Source organism: Eikenella exigua (assembly GCF_008805035.1).
Taxonomy (GTDB): domain Bacteria; phylum Pseudomonadota; class Gammaproteobacteria; order Burkholderiales; family Neisseriaceae; genus Eikenella; species Eikenella exigua.
Map to the genome: position 1 here is coordinate 387,618 of NZ_CP038018.1, position 18,532 is coordinate 406,149.

General features: G+C 55.3%; 22 protein-coding genes and 1 tRNA gene. 7 read left to right on the forward strand and 16 right to left on the reverse strand.

The features are described 5' to 3' along the window. Positions 1–10: 10 nt before the first annotated feature. Positions 11–736 carry a phosphatidylserine decarboxylase gene (locus EZJ17_RS02075; protein ID WP_067440743.1) on the reverse strand — a complete coding sequence of 242 codons (726 nt, stop codon included), beginning with the start codon at positions 734–736 and terminating at the stop codon, positions 11–13. Positions 737–954: 218 nt separating this feature from the next. Continuing rightward, positions 955–1,617 carry a hypothetical protein gene (locus EZJ17_RS02080; protein WP_151086034.1) on the reverse strand — a complete coding sequence of 221 codons (663 nt, stop codon included), beginning with the start codon at positions 1,615–1,617 and terminating at the stop codon, positions 955–957. 59 nt (positions 1,618–1,676) lie between these two features. Between EZJ17_RS02080 and argG the strand changes: the two genes are divergently transcribed. Then, positions 1,677–3,023, forward strand: a complete 1,347-nt coding sequence (gene argG / locus EZJ17_RS02085) for an argininosuccinate synthase (RefSeq protein ID WP_151086036.1) — start codon at positions 1,677–1,679, stop codon at positions 3,021–3,023. 77 nt (positions 3,024–3,100) lie between these two features. On the opposite strand, the gene EZJ17_RS02090 is transcribed toward argG, so the two are convergent. Then, positions 3,101–3,742 (reverse strand): DUF4189 domain-containing protein, encoded by a 642-nt coding sequence (locus EZJ17_RS02090; protein ID WP_151086039.1) that lies wholly within the window; start codon positions 3,740–3,742, stop codon positions 3,101–3,103. 347 nt (positions 3,743–4,089) lie between these two features. On the opposite strand from EZJ17_RS02090, the gene hflX reads away from it, so the two are divergent. Continuing rightward, complete coding sequence (gene hflX / locus EZJ17_RS02095; RefSeq protein WP_067440795.1) at positions 4,090–5,274, forward strand: GTPase HflX; 1,185 nt, start codon at positions 4,090–4,092, stop codon at positions 5,272–5,274. 288 nt (positions 5,275–5,562) lie between these two features. Here hflX and EZJ17_RS02100 read toward each other — a convergent pair whose 3' ends face one another. Continuing rightward, positions 5,563–6,453 (reverse strand): NAD(+) kinase, encoded by an 891-nt coding sequence (locus EZJ17_RS02100; protein WP_067440754.1) that lies wholly within the window; start codon positions 6,451–6,453, stop codon positions 5,563–5,565. A 247-nt stretch (positions 6,454–6,700) separates the two neighbouring features. On the opposite strand from EZJ17_RS02100, the gene miaA reads away from it, so the two are divergent. Both miaA and EZJ17_RS10755 read left to right on the forward strand, forming a co-directional pair. Then, a complete protein-coding gene (miaA, locus tag EZJ17_RS02105; protein ID WP_067440757.1) occupies positions 6,701–7,654 on the forward strand; it encodes a tRNA (adenosine(37)-N6)-dimethylallyltransferase MiaA in 954 nt (317 codons plus the stop codon). 55 nt (positions 7,655–7,709) lie between these two features. Continuing rightward, on the forward strand, positions 7,710–7,832 hold the full coding sequence (locus EZJ17_RS10755; RefSeq protein ID WP_255361763.1) for a hypothetical protein: 123 nt from the start codon (positions 7,710–7,712) through the stop codon (positions 7,830–7,832). A gap of 1,727 nt (positions 7,833–9,559) precedes the next feature. Here EZJ17_RS10755 and EZJ17_RS10405 read toward each other — a convergent pair. From EZJ17_RS10405 to EZJ17_RS02170, 12 genes are all read right to left on the reverse strand, one after another. Then, on the reverse strand, positions 9,560–9,856 hold the full coding sequence (locus EZJ17_RS10405; protein WP_067440760.1) for a hypothetical protein: 297 nt from the start codon (positions 9,854–9,856) through the stop codon (positions 9,560–9,562). Beyond that, positions 9,853–10,152 carry a helix-turn-helix domain-containing protein gene (locus EZJ17_RS02120; RefSeq protein ID WP_067440763.1) on the reverse strand — a complete coding sequence of 100 codons (300 nt, stop codon included), beginning with the start codon at positions 10,150–10,152 and terminating at the stop codon, positions 9,853–9,855. The genes EZJ17_RS10405 and EZJ17_RS02120 overlap by 4 nt, the downstream gene beginning before the upstream one ends. Before the next feature lie 12 nt (positions 10,153–10,164). Further along, the gene (locus EZJ17_RS02125; protein WP_067440766.1) at positions 10,165–10,365 is read right to left on the reverse strand and encodes a helix-turn-helix transcriptional regulator; all 201 of its coding nucleotides are present in this window, start codon (positions 10,363–10,365) and stop codon (positions 10,165–10,167) included. A gap of 100 nt (positions 10,366–10,465) precedes the next feature. Beyond that, positions 10,466–11,164: a hypothetical protein gene (locus tag EZJ17_RS02130; protein WP_067440769.1), complete on the reverse strand. Its 699-nt coding sequence runs from the start codon at positions 11,162–11,164 to the stop codon at positions 10,466–10,468. Between the two features lie 105 nt (positions 11,165–11,269). Beyond that, positions 11,270–12,415, reverse strand: coding sequence for a tyrosine-type recombinase/integrase (locus EZJ17_RS02135; protein WP_151086042.1), 1,146 nt, complete (start codon positions 12,413–12,415; stop codon positions 11,270–11,272). A gap of 223 nt (positions 12,416–12,638) precedes the next feature. Continuing rightward, a tRNA-Leu gene (locus EZJ17_RS02140) sits at positions 12,639–12,724 on the reverse strand. Positions 12,725–12,744: 20 nt separating this feature from the next. After that, positions 12,745–13,089, reverse strand: a complete 345-nt coding sequence (secG, locus tag EZJ17_RS02145; protein ID WP_067441471.1) for a preprotein translocase subunit SecG — start codon at positions 13,087–13,089, stop codon at positions 12,745–12,747. Positions 13,090–13,103: 14 nt separating this feature from the next. Next, a complete protein-coding gene (tpiA, locus tag EZJ17_RS02150) occupies positions 13,104–13,847 on the reverse strand; it encodes a triose-phosphate isomerase (protein ID WP_067441472.1) in 744 nt (247 codons plus the stop codon). Between the two features lie 36 nt (positions 13,848–13,883). Continuing rightward, positions 13,884–14,939 (reverse strand): phosphate acyltransferase PlsX, encoded by a 1,056-nt coding sequence (gene plsX, locus EZJ17_RS02155; RefSeq protein WP_067441474.1) that lies wholly within the window; start codon positions 14,937–14,939, stop codon positions 13,884–13,886. 95 nt (positions 14,940–15,034) lie between these two features. Further along, positions 15,035–15,568, reverse strand: coding sequence for a phosphoribosyltransferase (locus EZJ17_RS02160; RefSeq protein ID WP_067441478.1), 534 nt, complete (start codon positions 15,566–15,568; stop codon positions 15,035–15,037). Between the two features lie 225 nt (positions 15,569–15,793). After that, a complete protein-coding gene (gene rpmF, locus EZJ17_RS02165; protein WP_067441481.1) occupies positions 15,794–15,973 on the reverse strand; it encodes a 50S ribosomal protein L32 in 180 nt (59 codons plus the stop codon). A gap of 36 nt (positions 15,974–16,009) precedes the next feature. Next, positions 16,010–16,513 (reverse strand): YceD family protein, encoded by a 504-nt coding sequence (locus tag EZJ17_RS02170; protein WP_067441484.1) that lies wholly within the window; start codon positions 16,511–16,513, stop codon positions 16,010–16,012. Positions 16,514–16,567: 54 nt separating this feature from the next. Between EZJ17_RS02170 and EZJ17_RS02175 the strand changes: the two genes are divergently transcribed. The 3 genes from EZJ17_RS02175 (at position 16,568) to EZJ17_RS02185 (ending at position 18,414) form a co-directional block, all read left to right on the forward strand. Next, positions 16,568–17,158 (forward strand): Maf family protein, encoded by a 591-nt coding sequence (locus EZJ17_RS02175; RefSeq protein WP_067444002.1) that lies wholly within the window; start codon positions 16,568–16,570, stop codon positions 17,156–17,158. A gap of 66 nt (positions 17,159–17,224) precedes the next feature. Beyond that, entirely contained in the window at positions 17,225–17,518 is a 294-nt protein-coding gene (locus tag EZJ17_RS02180) for a YciI family protein (protein ID WP_067441489.1), read from the forward strand. 152 nt (positions 17,519–17,670) lie between these two features. Continuing rightward, entirely contained in the window at positions 17,671–18,414 is a 744-nt protein-coding gene (locus EZJ17_RS02185) for an SAM-dependent methyltransferase (RefSeq protein WP_067441491.1), read from the forward strand. The last annotated feature ends 118 nt before the right edge of the window (positions 18,415–18,532 follow it).

Genomic DNA, 18,532 nt, shown 5'->3' on the forward strand with positions numbered 1-18,532 from the left:
CTAAACCCGCTTACTCCGGCAGTACTTCTTCCGCTGCTTCCTGCACCAAGGCCGAAGCTGCTTCGATGACGGTTTGTTCGCCATTCGCTTCCAGCGGCAGGCGTGCCAAAATGGTTTCGCTGGCGCGCACTTTCTCACCGATGGCCACCAGCGGCACGGCATCGGTGGGCAGATACACATCCACCCGCGAGCCGAAGCGAACAAAGCCGTAGCGTTGGCCGCGTGTGATTTTCTCGCCCGGCTGCACGTAGCACAAAATACGCCGCGCCACCAGGCCTGCCACCTGCACAAAGGTAAGCTCGCGCCCGCTTCGGGTGGTGGCGAAAACCGCGTTACGCTCGTTTTCCGTACAGGCCTTATCCAGTGCGGCGTTCACGAATTGTCCCGGGAAGTAGTCCACCTGCGTAACTGTGCCGTCAACCGGAGCACGTTGCGAATGCACGTTGAACACGTTCATAAACACGCTGATTTTCAGCGCGGGCACCTTGCGGAACGGGTCTTCAGCGCGTTCTACCACCACAATGCGGCCGTCGGCCGGGCAGAGCACTGCTTCCGGGTCGGCCGGAATATCGCGCGCCGGATCGCGGAAAAATTGCACCACAAACACGGTAAACACCCAAAACGGCAGCGACCACCAGCCGCAGCAGATGCTCACCAGCACGCTCAGCAGCAGCCCGCCCAAAATAAACGGCCAGCCTTCCCGCGCAATCAGCGGGTGGGGGTAGGAACGGTTCACGGTATTATCCTCATGAAATAAAGTTGGAATAGGGTGCGATTATACAAGATACGGGATATATGGCGAATTAACTTAACTTCCACCATAGCCTTCGCTGCTTGCTCTATTGTGGGAGGCAATAAACTTCTTTCGGAAACTTGGCGCACGTAATATTTTTGGTCATAGGCACAGGTTGAATTTCTAGTAGTTTGTGAAATTTCAGGTAGTCTCAGCGTCCTTCACCACTGCTCGCCGTGTTCGCCTGTGCGGTCGCCCCAAGTTTCGTCTTGTTCGTGGGGCAGCACCATCATGGCCGAGAACCAGCCGCCGACCGCAAACAGCGCGGGCAGCACATACCACGGCGGCGTGGCCATCAGCCGGCTGAAATTGCCGTTGGGCACAGGCAGCATGCTCTCCAAAGTGTTGGCAATCAGCCGGTTGAGCTCCGGCACCACATCCATGCCCGCCAGCTGCGGCAGGGCATACAAAACCGCCGTCAGCCCCGTCCAGGCCAAAGTGGCCATTGCCCGCCCCGGCAGATTATTTTGCCAAGCCAAACGGCCGGCCAGCCAAATCGTGAGCAGGGCAGGCAGCGCAAGCAGCCACAAACAGTGGATGGCCGACATCAGCATGACGCTCAGCCCATCGAATCCCGCCAGGCGCAGCAGCATGGCCTGCGGCGACTGCCAGCCGCCTTTCCACAACACGGTTAGCGCGCCGTAGAGCAGGCCGCAGGAAATGCCCGTATACAGCACATACCAAATCATCGTTTGCCGCCGCGGCAAAGTTTGCCGATTCCCCACTGCCCGCTCCTTGATTTCACCAAAGGCACACAGGCTACCTGAAAGCGCCACATACGTAAACCGGGCATTTTCAGGTAGCCTTATCGTGAAGCTAGACAATCTGTGCCGGCTGGCACACAATCCCAGCCTTCAACCATCTTGCCAAACAAAGGAGCACCATGAACCACACCAACGCCACCATTCTGCAAACCCTGCCCGTTGGCCAAAAAGTCGGCATAGCCTTTTCCGGCGGGCTCGACACCTCCGCCGCCCTCCTGTGGATGAAACTCAAAGGCGCGCTGCCTTACGCCTACACCGCCAACCTCGGCCAGCCCGACGAAGACGACTACAACGCCATTCCCCAAAAAGCCATGGAATACGGCGCGCAAAACGCCCGCTTAATCGACTGCCGCGCCCAGCTCGCGCACGAAGGCATCGCCGCCATCCAATGCGGCGCGTTCCATGTGTCCACCGGCGGCGTGCCCTATTTCAACACCACCCCGCTCGGCCGCGCCGTAACCGGCACCATGCTCGTTTCCGCCATGAAAGAAGACGACGTAAATATCTGGGGCGACGGCAGCACCTACAAAGGCAACGACATCGAACGCTTCTACCGCTACGGCCTGCTCACCAATCCCGCACTGAAAATCTACAAACCCTGGCTCGACCAGCAATTTATCGACGAGCTCGGCGGCCGCCACGAAATGAGCGAATTTCTGATTGCCAACGGCTTCCAATACAAAATGTCGGTTGAGAAAGCCTATTCCACCGACTCCAATATGCTCGGCGCGACGCATGAAGCCAAAGATTTGGAATTCCTCAACAGCGGCATCAAAATCGTCAAACCCATCATGGGAGTTGCCTTCTGGGACGAAAGCGTCGAAGTCAAACCCGAAGAAGTCAGCGTGCGCTTTGAAGAAGGCGTGCCGGTAGCCTTGAACGGCCAAACCTTTGCCGACGCGGTGGAACTCTTCCTCGAAGCCAACCGCATCGGCGGCCGCCACGGCCTCGGCATGAGCGACCAAATCGAAAACCGCATCATCGAAGCCAAATCGCGCGGCATCTACGAAGCCCCGGGCATGGCGCTGCTGCACATTGCCTACGAGCGCCTGCTCACCGGCATCCACAACGAAGACACCATCGAGCAATACCGCATCAACGGCCTGCGCCTCGGCCGCCTGCTCTATCAAGGCCGCTGGTTCGACAGCCAAGCCCTGATGCTGCGCGAAACCGCCCAACGCTGGGTGGCCAAAGCCATCACCGGCGAAGTAACGCTCGAATTGCGCCGCGGCAACGACTATTCGATTCTGAACACCGAATCGCCCAATCTCACCTACGCGCCCGAACGCCTGAGCATGGAAAAGGTGGAAAACGCCGCCTTCACCCCGCTCGACCGCATCGGCCAGCTCACCATGCGCAACCTCGACATTACCGACACCCGCGCCAAACTCGGCATCTACGCCGACAGCGGCCTGCTCTCGCTGGGCGAAGGCTCGGTGTTGCCGAAACTGGGCAGCGGCAAGTAAGCCAAAGCCGCAGCAAATAAAAGGCTACCTGAAAAACCATATTCGGTTTTCAGGTAGCCTTTTGCCGATACCCAATATCAATCTTGGCCGTATACGCCGTAATCGTAGCCGGCACAGAACGCGGTGCCGTTTTTAGTGCGAACGGTTGAATAGAAACATCTGTCTTGGCGGTCTTTGCCATGCACTGTTTCGCAAGCCTGCATGGCTTGGCGTGCTGCCACTCGGTCGTTTTTGTTCACGCCGATGAAGAAATCAGCGTTGGAACGCGGGTGGTTGGTGGCACCCACCACCACGGCGCAGGAGTTGCTCAATGTTTTGATAACCCTGCAATTGGAAGTGCGGCATTGCTTGAGTGCCTCTTCCACCGCCCGCTGCTCGGTACTAAAACCGCCAGCCCACATCATTTGGTTGCTGCCGAAATCGTTAGCGATGGCCATGTAAAACGGCGTGCGGCGCAGTTCCGCGATTTCGGCTTGCACCTCCGCCTCACGCTGCTCCCAGGCGCGTATTTCGGCGGCGGTGGGGCCGGAGTAGGTTGGCTGTTGCCGTACGGCATTGCGCTCGCGCTGTATCCGATCTGCTTCCGACTGCATGATGCCATTAAAGTTGTGCCATTGCTGCGAGCCAACCGGATAGGGGTTGGCATATGCCAAGCCCGCACTGCCCAATAGCACTGCCGCCAATACGCCCGCTGCCGTGTTCATCATTGATTGCTTCATCTTGCCGCTCCTGTTTGGAAAGGGGAATAAGGGTATTGCCGATGATCGGATTGTAACAAAAAACAAAATATTGTAAATCGTCTGCCATTGCTGAAAGGCTACCTGAAACCCATGTTTCGGTTTTAACTTCGTTGAGGCTTACGCTTTCAGGTAGCCTTTTTCAGCCAGCCTTTCGCACGCCGTCCGTTTGGTTGCCAGTTTGAGGTAAACGCGGTGGCGTGTGTGGCTGGATCAGGCCGCATCTGGGCATGCTGTTTTAACTTCGTTGAAACTCATGCTTTCAGGTAGCCTCCCGCTGCCTGCCCATGCGCTATAATGCCGCATCTTCAATCGTTCTGCCTGATGTCATGCCGCGCCGCCCGCCTTTCCAGCCCGATAAATCCCTCAGCCGCCCCGAGCGCGTATTGCTGGTGGGTGTGATGCTGGCCGACAGTTTCTCCGGCAGCAACGAGCAGCGCACCCGTGCTTTCCAAAACGTGTTGGACGAAGCCGCCGAGCTGGTGCACGCCGGCGGCGGGGAGTTGGTGCACGTTTCCACCGCCCGCCGCGACCGCCCCAGCGGCGCCTTGTTTGTGGGTAGCGGCAAAGCCGAGGAACTGGCAGCGGAAGTGCAGGCGCACAATATCGAATTGGCCGTGTTCAACCACGAGCTCACGCCCACGCAGGAGCGCAACCTCGAAGAGAAGCTGCAATGCCGCGTGCTCGACCGCGTGGGGCTGATTCTCGCCATTTTCGCCCAACGCGCGCAAAGCCAGGAAGGCCGCCTGCAAGTGGAGCTGGCGCAGCTCACCCACCTCTCCGGCCGCCTGGTGCGCGGCTACGGCCACCTGCAAAGCCAAAAAGGTGGCATCGGCCTCAAAGGCCCGGGCGAAACCCAGCTTGAAACCGACCGCCGCCTGATTGCCCAAAAAATCACCACCCTGAAAAAACGCCTTGCCGACGTGCGCCGCCAGCGTGCCACCCGCCGCAAAGCCCGCCAGCAGGGCAGCCTGCCCACTTTCGCCCTGGTGGGCTACACCAACACCGGCAAATCCAGTTTGTTCAACCGCCTCACCAAAGCCGACGTGTTGGCCAAAGACCAGCTCTTCGCCACGCTCGACACCACCGCCCGCCGCCTGTATCTCGACCGTGAGCACAGCATCATCCTTACCGACACCGTCGGCTTCGTGCGCGACCTGCCGCACCGCCTGGTGGCCGCCTTTTCCGCCACGCTGGAAGAAACCGCCCAAGCCGACGTATTGCTCCATGTGGCCGACGTTTCCCAGCCCGACTACGAGCAGCGCATGGAAGACGTCAACCGCGTGTTAGCCGAAATCGGCGCCGCCGATGTGCCACAGCTCTTGCTGTATAACAAAATCGACCTCCTGCCCGCCGAGCAGCAACAGCCCGGCATCCTGCGCAGCAAAAGCGGCCAAATCGCCGCCGTGCGCCTCTCTGTTACCCAAAGCCTGGGTTTAGAAGACTTGCGCCAGGCATTGATTGAGTGGGCGGATACGCATAGCAAGGCATCAGGCGGCAAAGAGGCTAGCTGAAACGGCTATAGCCGGAACGCTTTACTTTCTACGGCGTTGGCTTGCCTTTCCTCGGTTTGCTAGCGCGGGCTGAGGCGTATTACCCATGCGGTTTTTCCCAATTATTTATTGGTTGGAAAGGCTACCTGAAAGCGAAGCTAAAAATTTCAGGTAGCCTTTTTGATTTGAATTGCCCGGTGCTTACACATGGTGGATTCCAACGCGGAAAGGCTACCTGAAAAACCAAAAGCCGGGCATGAGCCCGGCCGGTTTAATTGATCAAAACCGTTTTCAGGTAGCCTCTGTCCGCTAAACCAGCTGCTCGCCCCAATGCAGTTTCTGGCGCAGGGTTTTGTAGTATTGGTAGTTGGTGGGGTGCAGCACGCGCAGGGTGTTGCGGTAGCGGCGGATGGTGAGGCGGTTCATGCTGTGCAGGTCGAGGTGGGATTGGCCGTCGAAATGCACGCGGGCGTTGTCGGCTTTGGTGATGAGGATTTCGATTTCGCAGCTGTCGGGCACCACAATGGGGCGGTTGGTCATGGATTGCGGGCAGATGGGCACGAGGGTGAGGGCGCGCAGGGTGGATTGCAGAATCGGCCCGCCGGCGGCCAGGGCGTAGGCGGTGGAACCGGTGGGGGTGGACACAATCAGCCCGTCGGAGCGTTGGGTATAGACAAACTCTTGGTTGATAAACACTTCAAATTCAATCATCTGCCCCAATCCGCCACGATTGATGACTACTTCGTTGAGGGCCAGCGCGGTGCAGTCGGATTCGTCGTGGCGCTGCGTGGTGCATTCGAGCATGATGCGCTCTTCGGGCAGGTATTGGCCGGCGAGCATGCGCGAAATGTCGGCAATCATGTTTTGGCGCGGCACTTGGGTGAGGAAGCCTAAATGCCCCAAATGTACGCCCATGATGGGGATGCGGTAGGGTGCGAGCTGGCGGGCTACGGATAAAAAGGTGCCGTCGCCGCCGAGCACCAGCACCAGATCGCAGCAGGTGCCCATGTTTTCTTTGGCCACCCGGCGGCAGCGTTCGGCCAGCGGGTTGGCAAGCAAAACATTGCTGCATTCTTCGTCTAGCAGCACTTCGAGCCCGTTTCCCAGAAAGAAGGCCACCAGCTCGCTCAGGGTTTCGCCCAAGTGCGGGGTGTTAGGGCGGGTAACGATGCCGATGCGGTGAAATTGGCTGTGTTTCATGGGTGAAATGGGGAAATTTACGTTAGGCCGAACTCTACCTGATTTTCAGGTAGCCTGAAAGGCGGGAGCGGGGCAGGGCGGGTCAGCGCTGTAGCATTCTTATTTTAGTTCACTATATTTTGTTTTCTAATCATGCGGCTGATAGAATGCCGCGCCGTGTGGCTTGATGTTTCAGGTAGCCTTTTGTGTGGTCACAGGCTGCCTGAAATCTAAAGCCGGAAAATCCATTTCTTTTTCAGGTAGCCTCATGCCGCAATCCACTCCGCCGCCGGCACTCGCCTTGCTCGGTCCCACCGCCGCCGGCAAAACCGCGCTCGCGCTTGCCTTGGCCGAAAAGCTGCCGCTGGAAATCGTCAGCCTCGATTCCGCACTAATTTACCGCGGCATGGACATCGGCACCGCCAAGCCCACTCCTGCCGAGCGCGCTGCCGTGCCGCATCATCTCATCGATATCATCAACCCGCCGCAAAGCTACAGCGTGGCCGATTTTTTGAACGATTGTTTGCGCCTGTGCCGTGAAATCCATGCGCGCGGCCGCCTACCGCTGATTGTGGGCGGCACCATGATGTACTACCACGCCCTCGTTAACGGCCTCAACAGCCTGCCCGCCGCCAATCCTGAAATCCGCCGCCAACTGCAAGAGCAAAAACAGCAACACGGCCTGCCACACCTGTATGCCCAACTGCAACAGGCCGACCCCGCCACCGCCGCCCGCCTCAATCCCGGCGACAGCCAGCGCATCGAACGCGCATTGGAAGTGTGGCTGCTCACCGGCCGGCCGCTCAGCCAACACTTCGCCGAACAGCCAAGCACCGCGCCGATGCTCTCCCTGCGCAGCATCGCCTTGATTCCGGCGCAGCGCGAACGGCTGCACCACAATATCGAACAGCGCTTCCACGCCATGTTGGAGCAAGGCTTTCTTGATGAAGTAGGCCGATTGCAAGTGCAATATCCTGAGCTCAATCCCGACTACCCCGCCGTACGCTGCGTGGGCTACCGCCAAGCTTGGGCACATCTGCAAGGCAAAACCGACCGTAATACTTTCATTGCCCAGGGTATTGCCGCCACCCGCCAGCTTGCCAAGCGCCAGCTCACCTGGCTGCGCAAACTGCCCGCCGATTTGGTGATCGACCCGTTTTCAGGTAGCCTCCGGCAACACAGCCAAACCCTTCATTCTTTTTGCCAACAACACTTCGCATGAGCACTCCCGCCCCGCCTCTTTCCGCCGCCGTTTCGCCGCCCTGTGTTAAGAAGCCTTGCTGTTGGTCGAAACTGCTGTAGCGCTGATTATCCTTGCCGTGTGGGGCTATTTCCGTCTCTGCCGGCACAGCTTGCGCGGGCAAACTCTGCCGATGAAAGTGTGGCGGCTACAGCTGTAAACCCCTGCCGGCAGCCGCCCCAGCCTGCGCCAGCTGCGCCTGCACTTCATCTGGGCTACTGTGCTGCTTCTGTCGCTTGCCTCATTCGGCATCCTACGCCAACCCCCCCTACCACCCCAAACCATGGCCGGCATGGTGTTGGCATGGTGGATACTGCCTATCGGCTTCGCCATCATACACTCTTTCCGACAATTTTTTACGACTACCTTGGCGGCACGGTTTTAACGGAGAAAGTGGCGGAAAGGAAGTAGTATTAGCTGCCGTACAAGGTGCTACCTGAAAGAGTAGTTTTGGCTAAACTTTTCATACATATTGCATTGGTTTGCCTTGCCGCACTCCTGTGTTGTCTTCGGCTTGACACTTATAATATGAAGAATAATTGCTTTAGTTATATCAATTATTAAGGTATGGAGATAAACGAAAAAACAGCCCGGAAAATCGGGCGACAATGAGACTTGAATTGGTGATTTAATTCATTGTTTATAAGATATTTTATTTTCATGTTGTGTTGATATACCCCCAAATATACCCCCATTTTGCACAAGTCAAAATCTTTCCCCTGTCGCGCGTGAGGCCGCTCGAAATTCCGAAGGTGCAAATTCTGCATATTGGGATTGCATGGGATTGATGTTTCAAATGGGGCTTTCATGGGGTTATTTTGCAAATGCGGTTCGGTTCGGGGGCAGGGCTCATGTTGCCGCTCCCTGAAATTTCCCGCCTTGGATTTCCCCATAAATCTAACTTGAAGCCGCTCTTGCTGCCTGCGCAAAGTCTTTAAACGCTCAGTAGGCCGTCTAGGATGCTCTAGGATTGCGTTTGTGTTGTCTGGTAGTTGGGATAGCCTGAATGGTGTAAATCGCGTTAAAACGCAAAATAGGGCATTCCACACGCTTACCTAGTTTTTGGTATGCGCTGACTTGCCTTCCTGCTTCCGGTGGGCAGGGGCGGTCGGTTGGTTTGGCAGGCGGCCACGGCAAGATTACGGCAAGGCTTGGAAACGGGGCTTCCCTTTTTTATATCTTTCAGAAACCCCAGGCGTAAGGATTTCCCACGGTCATGCGAAAACGCACGCCGAAGGTTTGCCGTGCCGTTGCCGGCATGTAATGGCTTGATGTGTAGAGAAGCCCCAAAGTTGGGGGCTGGTGTCGGGCGGCTCAGCAAGCAGGGCTTGGGGGTGGGACTGCCCCGCTTCAGGTAACCCGGAGCGGCTGCTCCCGTTCAGTCGGCCTGCAGGTGTCGGCAGGGGTAGGGCCCATGCAGGGCGGATAGTCTGCAAGGGATGGGGTGACAGAGGATGGCCGCCGTGTGTTTTTCCGCTCCCAAGTTTTCAGGTAGCCCGAAATTTTCCGCCGTGTGCCGCCCGTATGTTTCTGCCTATATTTTGTGCAAGAGGGTGAAAGAAAAAATGGGGGTATATATGGCTTATATATAGGACTTCAGAAATTGAAGTAACTCGGAGGCCAAAAATGGCCTGACTACTTCAGTTTTTGAAGTAATTGCCCATTTTTTAGGCAAGCGTTACTTCAGAAATTGAAGTAATGGCGGCTTAATTACTTCAGTTTTTGAAGTACAAGAATTAATTTTGTTTGAATGAATTTGTTACTGTATAACACAAAGCGCCTCCTGTTCCCTAGGTATGGCAATCGGGGTCTTGCCCCTGCTCCGGTTGCTGAAAACTTGTCAAAACTTGTCATCTTCCGGCTTGCCTGGTGCAGCAGGTTCACTACCTAGTGCAGGTGGTTCACTAGGTGGTGCATTTGGTTCACCGGCTCCGCCCGAATCAGCGGCGGGAAACCTAACAAAACCCTACATTGCCACACGGGCAAAACCTCATAAAACCTCACTCCGAAGTTCGGAAATAAATCCGGCTCTCGGATTTCAATCCGAACTACCGGGGAATGCAAAACACCAGCGCGGCGGCTGGTGTCTGGTTTTTCAGGTAGCCTTATCTCGGTTGCGTTGAACCATGCTTCGCGGTTGGCGTGGATGGGCAGGCCTTGATAATCCAGTTTGATGATATTCATGCCTTACCCTCCTGCCTTAGCCAGTAGCGGCCACGTTTCACGGTTTGGCCGAACTGGTTTCTTGTCCGTTCCATGATGCAGACGATGTTATGCCCCGCCTGCCGTAGTTCGCAAATGCGGGCGTTGTAGCCCATGATGCCCATTTGGTGCATATCGTAGGCGGTAAGGCTCTGCCCGCTCTGCAGGGCGGAGAGGATGCGCTGGTTTTGCGTAGGGATGGTAGAATGGCGGGTAGTGGTAATTCCCTTTGTTTGGCCGTTCGGATGCTTGGCGTTCGGGCGGTTTTTGTTTTGCATGGCTCGTCCTCCTTAGCGGTTTTCGGCCAGCTTGCAGATGTAGCCGTCAATCTCTGATTGCAGCCAGCCGGTGGTATTGGCAGAAATCTTGAAGGGTTTGGGAAAGTCGGGGCGGTATAGCCGGTGCTTAGGGTTGTTCCAGTTCCAAAGGGTGGAGAGGGAAACGCCGAACAGGGCAGCGGCTTGTTTGGGGCGGATGATGCTTTGTTGCATGGTTTGATACCTCGTTAGCTGTTGTTGGATAACGGGGCAAAGAATAAGCCGCCTCGTGGGCGGCTTGTCCTAATTAGGTTCGGCTCAATCCTAATTAGGTTTATCTTGAAAGGCGTTCCATGCCTCGGCTGATATATTTGCTGATGGTATCTGTACTGGGTGGCTTGCCTAGTTTGTCTGCTTGCCTCTCCCATTCTTGACGTATGGTTTCGGCTGCTTCGTATGGTTTGCCACAATCGGTTTTTGTGTACATGCAGGCAAGGGCGGCGATGATTTCTGCCTGCGTGTTTTCGGCTCTTCGTTGTTGCGGGGTGCTTGCAGGCGTAGATTCTGCCGGCTTTGTCTCTTTATGGTCGGGTTGGGTAGTTTGAATTTCAGGTTTGCTCCCTTCCCAAGCCTGAAAATATTTCAATCCGCATGTATTTTTCAAAAAATCAACTACGGCTTTTTTCTCTAGATAAGTATCTAAATATTTATTAGGCACTACAAAAGTCGGGTCATCTCCCCAAACGCCATCATCAAGACAACCATAGATAACTACAAATTCAAGAAAACACAATAACGGTTTTTTATAATCAACCTGTTCGTATCTCCCTGATACGTTTTTAATAAAACATATTTCATCTACTCGTCTGAATGGTATGTCGTCAATATGGCTTTCCTCATATTTTTGCAAAAGAAATTTTGCCGTCTCTTTAAGGCTCGGATTGTCGCTATCTAGGCTCTGAACTAGCAAGATAACATCTGTTATCAGGATATATTTATCATCATCTTTGTAGATTTCAGAAATAAATCCCATATCAAATATCCTCAAATTATTTTCAGGTGGTCTGAAGCAGGTTCAAGCGGTCAATCTTCTGCAAAATCCACGGGCGGGCGTTGCGCTTTGCTGCGAGGGGGAATTTCAAGTTCTATATCGGTGGCGGTATCGGGATAGTTCAGGCTTTGCAGCGCCTCTAGTGCGTTGCCTGTGATGATGGCTGGCATGGTGTTCTCCTTTTGTTCGTTTGTAGCCCTGTTCGTTCAGGATGCTGCTTGCCAAACTGCGGAAGCCGTGCGGTGTGGCAATGCCCTTATAGCCCATGCCGTTCATGATTTTGCCTAGGGTGTTTTCGCTGATATGGCCGTTTTGTTTGGTACGGCTGGGGAATAGATAGGAGGTATTGCCGGTTAAGTCTTGCAGCTCCCGCAACAGCTCTAGCGCCCAATCGGAAAGCGGCACGGTATGGCTGCGTTTCATCTTCATGCGCTCGGCAGGAATAATCCATTGCGCTGCGGCAAAATCCACTTCTGCCCATTGTCCGCCGCGTAGTTCGGTATTACGTACAAACACCAGCATCAGCAGCAATAGGGCGATTTTATTTGCCGGTTCAATCTCGGCCAGTATCAGGCGGCAGTAAAACTCCATCAGTTCTTCACGCGGCAGGGCTGCTCGGTTTTTGGGCGGTTGCTTGGCAATGTATTTGCGCAATGCACGGGCGGGGTTGCGGTCGGTTACTTCCAGCATGGCCGCATAATCGAAAACTGCGCCTATCCATTCCCTTACTTTTTCGGCGGTGTTGCTCACGCCCCGCGCTGTGATGCGGTCTAAGACTTGTTTGATTTGCCCTACCGTGATGCTGTCTATCGGTATTTCTCCAATCAGCGGGAAAACGTCGGTTTCAAAATAACGCATGATGCGCTCTGCATGGTTTGGCTTCCAGCGGTGCAGATTGTCGGCGTGCCAGCGGCGGGCAAGGGCTTCAAAGGTATTTAGGGCGGCGGCTTTTCGCTCTTGTTTTTCCTGTTGCTTGGCGGCAGCGGGGTCTTGCCCGCCTGACAGCAGACGGTGGGCGTTTTCGGCAGCTTGCCGGGCTTCGGATAGGGAAACGGCAGGATACTTGCCGATAGTCAGCGTTTTTTCTTTACCGTCGATACGGTATTTCCAGCGGAAGATTTTACCGCCTGCCGGGGTAACTTCCAGATACAGGCGGCCGCCGTCAAATAGCTTGGCTTTCTTTCCTGTGCCGGTAGGTTTCGCGTTCTTGATTTGGCGGTCGTTCAGGGGCATTCTGGGGGTATATTTTTGAGGGTATTTTCTGGATGCCCCCAATCATACCCCCACAAAAGGGGCAATTCAATTAGACGGCATTAGACGGGATTAGCTGAATAGGGAAGGGGAAAGGATAGACTGAATCAGCCTGAAATCCTTGCCTGTATTGAATTTGGCTAATTGCATTGGATGGCGTTAGACGTAAAAAAACAGCCCGAAAAATTGGGCTGTTTTGTGAAGATGGTGCCGACAATGAGACTTGAACTCATACGACCTACGGTCACTACCCCCTCAAGATAGCGTGTCTACCAATTCCACCATGTCGGCTGAAAAATCAGAATTTGTTTTTACTCCGGAATAACCGGTTTGCTGGCTGCTGCTGGTTGCGAAGCGGCTGGAGCGTGCTGCTGTGCTGCAGCAGGTGCATCCAACCCCAGTTTGTTACCGCTGCCCTGCTTGGAGGAAATGATGCTGAGTGCCAAACAGCAGCAGAAAAATACAGTAGCGGCGATAGCAGTGCTGCGGCTGAGGAAGTTGGCGCTGCCGGCAGAACCGAATACGCCTTGCGCGCTGCCGGTGCCAAAAGCCGCACCAGCATCAGCACCCTTGCCCTGCTGCATCAGCACTAAGCCGATGACAGCAATCGAGGCAAAGCCACCAATAATCATAATAAGGGTTTTAAAAGCTTCCATGTTTGTTTCGCTATTTATTGCTTTGCTGCGGCTTGAACGATGGCGGCAAAACTGTCGGCCTGCAAGGATGCGCCGCCGACTAAGGCACCGTCTACATTAGGCAGGGTCAGGATGGTTTGTGCGTTTTGTGCATTGACACTGCCGCCGTAAAGAGCGCGAATACTAGCACTCTTGTTGGCGAAAGACAAGAGTTCCGTGTAAATAAAAGCGTGCATATCGGCAATTTGTTCGGCAGAGGCCATCTGGCCGGTACCGATAGCCCACACCGGCTCGTAGGCAACGGCAATATGGGGCATGGCTTTGCCGCGCAGTACAGAGAGTTGCCCGGCCACTACAGCCTGCTCCTGGGCGGCTTGGCGTTGGGCTAGAGTTTCGCCCACGCACAGAATCGGAGTAAGACCGGTGGCTAAGGCGTTGTCTAGTTTGGCAGAGAGGAATTCGTTGTTTTCGCCGAAATACTGGCGGCGTTCAGAGTGGCCGAGCAGAACGAATTGTGCGCCAAGGTCGGCCAGCATGGCGGCAGAGGTTTCGCCGGTAAATGCGCCATCTTTATCGAAGCGGCTGACGTCTTGTGCGCCCACTGGTAGGGTGGAGGCGGCTTGTTTGAAGTCGAGCAGATAGGGCAGGGGGACGGCAATGCCAGTGCTAACGTTTTCAGGTAGCCTTTGTGCCGTCCAAGCTTGGGCAAATGCCGCTGTTGATCTGCGGCGGCCGTTCATTTTCCAGTTGCCGATAATCCAGGGTTGTTGCCAATTCATGCTGTACCGTCCTTTCGGTTGCGGGATGGTTGGGGCTTATTCTGCGTGGTTGGTCGCAGTTTGGGGTTGCTCTGCTGCAGTAGTCAGGCGTGCCATTTGGGTGGCGATACCTCGTTCGATTTTGGCCATGGAGCCGGATTCAACTTCGTGGTAGGCCTCGAGTAGAGCGTATTTGAAGGCTTCTACGTCTGCGCCGCCGTGGCTTTTGATCACGATGCCGCGCAGGCCGAGGAAGATGGCGCCGTTAAACTTGCGCGGGTCGAGGCGGTTTTTGAAGCCGCGCAGGGTGGGCAGTGCCAGCAGGGCAGCCAGTTTGTTTAGCCAGTTGCGGCTGAATTCTTCGCGGATAATGCTGCCGATAAATTTAACCGCACCTTCAATGGCTTTCAGTACGGCGTTGCCAGTAAAGCCGTCAGCCACGACAACATCGATTTCGCCACTGAACACAGCGTTGCCTTCCACGTTGCCAACAAAATTCAGCGGGCTTTGTTGCAACAGGTGGTGTGCTTCTTTAATCACGCTACCGCCTTTGATGTCTTCAGTACCGACATTAAGCAGGCCGATACGCGGTTGGCTGTTGCGCGGATACATGGCGCCGAACAGTTCGCCGCCCATCACGGCAAATTGCAACAGCTGGGCGGCGGAGCAATCCACGTTGGCGCCCAAATCCAGCATCAGGGCGAGGCCGCCGCCTTTAGAGGGCATGAATTTGGCAATTGCCGGCCGGTCGATGCCGGGCAGGGTTTTGAGCACGAAGCGGGCAGTGGCCATCAGTGCGCCGGTGTTACCGGCGGATACGGCTGCCTGCGCTACTCCTGCTTTTACCTGGCTGATGGCCACGCGCATAGAGGAGTCTTTTTTGTTTTTCAAGGCCGACTGAGGGGCTTCGTCCATGCCCACCACTTCGCTGGCATGTATGATTTGTAGCCGCTCGTGTGAAGCGTGTTCGCTCAGTATGCTGCGAACGGCTTCTTCATTGCCTACCAGAATGAGTTTGACATCAGTTTTTTCTTGTAGGAAGGCCAAAGCTGCCGGAATGGTAACCGTGAGGCCGGCATCGCCGCCCATTGCGTCTATGGCTAAAGTAATCATTTAATTCTGTGTTTCCGTTGTGTTCCGTTGCCGTGCCATGAGGCTACCTGAAAGATAGAATGGAATAGCGGCGGACGGATGGTTTCAGGTAGCCCTTAGGGCAGTTGCGGTTTTTGAGCGGCTAGTGCGTTGTGTTCGGTGATGTCGTCGGCATCCCAGGGGTAGTTGATCCACCAATCGGGCGTAACCAGACCGCTGAAATAGGCGATATCGGGCGGGAGGATGCCTTTTTTTGCTTTGATTTTTTCGTGCAATACAGCCACACCCATCGAGGCAAAGTCTTCTTGTTGCAGCTGCTCGAGGCAGAACTGTAAGGTAACGCGGCTGTCGTCCACTTCGTCCACCACCAAAACGTGTTTGCCTTTCAGGCTTTCCGGCATGGGGTCGAGCCATTGGATTTTCTGCACGGAATCGCGGGGGGTGTGGCTGTGGTCGTTACAGTAATAGGCGGTGGTGATGGCGTAGATTGGAATATTGATGAAGCTACGCAGCATCCGCGCGGGGATGAAACCGCCGCCGCCAATGGCGATCATCGCATCGTAGCGAGTGCCGGACGCTTGGATTTTTTGCGCCAGATGGCGGATGGCTTGATGAATCTCGTCGTAGGTGTACCAAATTTTTTCCGACATTTTCAATCCTTTGTTAAGTCGGCGCAGTGAGGGTTGTTATTGAGTTATCTGCGTGACGGCAAATTGTAAACAGCTGTTGAGCAGAGGGCAACCAATAGGCACAGAGGCTGTTTCAGGCTGCCTGAAACCCCGGTTTTCTTTGCTGCCCTATATTTGCAATGCAACGCAAAAAAGCCAGTAATTGCTAAGGGCAATCTGCTGGCTTGGAATCGGCCTATGGCTGATTTACTCGTCTTTGGCCTTAACGACTTTGCGGCCACGGTACATGCCGTTGGCGGAAATGTGGTGCGGGCGGTGTACTTCGCCGGTAGCGCTGTCTACAGACAGGGCGGGAGCAGTCAGCGCGTCGTGGGAGCGGTGCATGCCGCGGCGGGAGGGGGATTTCTTGTTTTGTTGAACAGCCATGTTGCGAACTCCTGAGGATAAACCTGAATAAAATAATTAACGACCACTTTTCAACGCCGCCAAAGCAGCAAACGGATTGGGGCGATCTTGATTGACGGCATCGAGCGTATCAGAATGGCAGCTTTCGTGGCAGGGTGCATACGGCAGCGCCATCAGAATCTGCTCTTCCACTAGCATGCCGACATCTAACTGCGCTTCTGGCAGCATGCCTTCGAGCTCTTCTTCGGCTGCCATGGCTTCATCCAGCGCTTCTTCGCTATCAAACAAAACGATATGCGCCTGTTCGTTTAAAGCAAAGGGCAACGGCTGCATGCAGCGTTGGCAAACCAGCGACAACTGCGCTGAAACCGATAAATCCAAATACAGGCGCTGCCGTTTATCGCAGCCGCCCCGTAAGGCAAAAGACACAGGCGTTTGCCGTTCGGCCAAAAACTCGTGCCGGCTCACGCGCTCATCCATCTCGCTTAGCCGGATTTCGCCGGCCAGATGCTGTGCCTGTTCGGCCAGCGCTTTCGGATCAATCAAAATAGGGTCTGACATAAACGCGTCATGATATAATCAGCCGCCTGAAACGTCAATATTTTAATACGGTTTATGAACACAGCTCCGCCGATTATCCTCGCTTCTTCTTCGCTGTTCAGACGGCAGCAGCTGGCCAAGCTTGGCCTGCAATTTGACACTGCCGCGCCTGATTGCGATGAAACGCCGCTGCCCGGAGAAACCCCCTGCCAAACTGCCCAACGCTTGGCCGAGGCCAAAGCCCGCGCGTTGGCTGTGCGTTTCCCGCGGCATTTGATTATCGGTGCCGACCAAGTGGCCTGCTGCAACGAGCGGCAGTTGGGCAAGCCGATGGACGTGGCGAAAGCACAACAAATGCTGGCTGAAACCGCTGGCCGAGAGCTGCATTTTTACAGCGCATTGTGTGTGCTCAATACGTTTTCAGGTAGCCTACACCGCCATGTGGATACCACCACGGTGAAGATGCGCCCGCTTACCGCGCAGCAAATCGCCCGTTATCTGGAGCGCGAACCGGATGCGGTTTATTGCGCAGGCGGCGCGAAAAGCGAAGGTTTGGGCGGGGCGCTGATTGAACGCATCGATAGCAGCGATCCCAATGCCCTCATCGGCCTGCCGATTTTCCGGTTGATTGATTTTTTGCAGGCCGAAGGGGTGGCGGTTTTGTGAGCTTGAGGCTGCCTGAAATTTCAGGTAGCTCCTTTAAAATGTTTTAATGACTCAAGAAGGCAAGTTATGTTTATCGTTTCCCTAAGCTATATCAAACCATTATCCGAAATTGAAGCTTGTCTGCCCGCCCACATCGAATATCTCGCCAGCCACTATGCTGCCGGCACGTTTTTGCTTTCCGGCTGCAAAGAGCCGCGCACCGGCGGCGTGATTATCATGCGTGCCGACAATCGGGCACAGGCCGAGGCTGTGATTGCCGAAGACCCGTTTTACCAAGCCAAACTGGCTGAATACCAAATCACCCAATTTATCCCCACCAAAACCGCCGCCGATTTGGATGCCTACCGTGAAACGCTTTGATACGGCATAGGTTACCTGAAAGTGAAGCTTCAACGAAGTTAAAATGAGTGAGGCGAGTTTCTCCGAAGCTAAAACGCACCAGCAAGTTTCCGAATAGTGAGAGATAGCCCACCAAATTTTCAGGTAGCCTTTTCTAAGCCAGCAACAAAACTATGCAACCCACTTTATTCCTTATCCCCACTCCGCTAGGCAGCCCAGATACCCCCTGCCTTCTGCCGCACGAGCAAAAGCTGCTGGCCGGCCTCACCGACTTTGTGGTTGAAGGCGAGAAAACTGCCCGCGCCTGCCTGCGCCATTTCGACTTGAATGCCCCGCTGCAAGAGCTTAGCCTGCGCACGTTAAACAAGCACACCGAGCCCGCCGAATTGCCCGATTTGCTGCAACCGCTGCACCAAGGCCGCAGCATGGGCTTGCTCAGCGAAGCCGGCTGCCCCGCGGTGGCCGACCCCGGCGCGGCGCTGGTGGCACTGGCGCATTGCGCCGGATTTGTCGTGTGGCCGCTGGTTGGGCCGTCCAGCTTGATACTCGCCCTGATGGCCTCCGGCGCCAACGGCCAGCAGTTTGCTTTCCGCGGCTATCTGCCCGCCGATTCTGCCGGTCGGGTAGGCTACCTGAAAACCATCGAGCAGGATTCGCAGCGCCGCAACGAAAGCCAAATCTTTATCGAAACCCCGTATCGCAACAACGCCCTGCTGGCCGATGCCGTGGCTGCGCTGCAAGCCGATACCCTGCTGTGCGCCGCCAGCAATCTCACCCTGTCGGAACAGCGCATCATCAGCATGACGGCAGGCGAATGGCGCAAACAGCCGCAACTGCCCGACCTGCACAAGCAGCCGACCGTATTTGTGGTGTATGCCGCCGGCCAAACGCCTGTGCCTGCCCGTAAACGGCGTTAGAGGCTACCTGAAACCTTGGCTCGGCTGCTTTCGGAAGCCTTGTTTTGAGCGAAGTGCCACTTTAGTTCATTTTAGTTTCGCAGAAACTCGCCTCACTCATTTTAACTGCGTTGAAGCT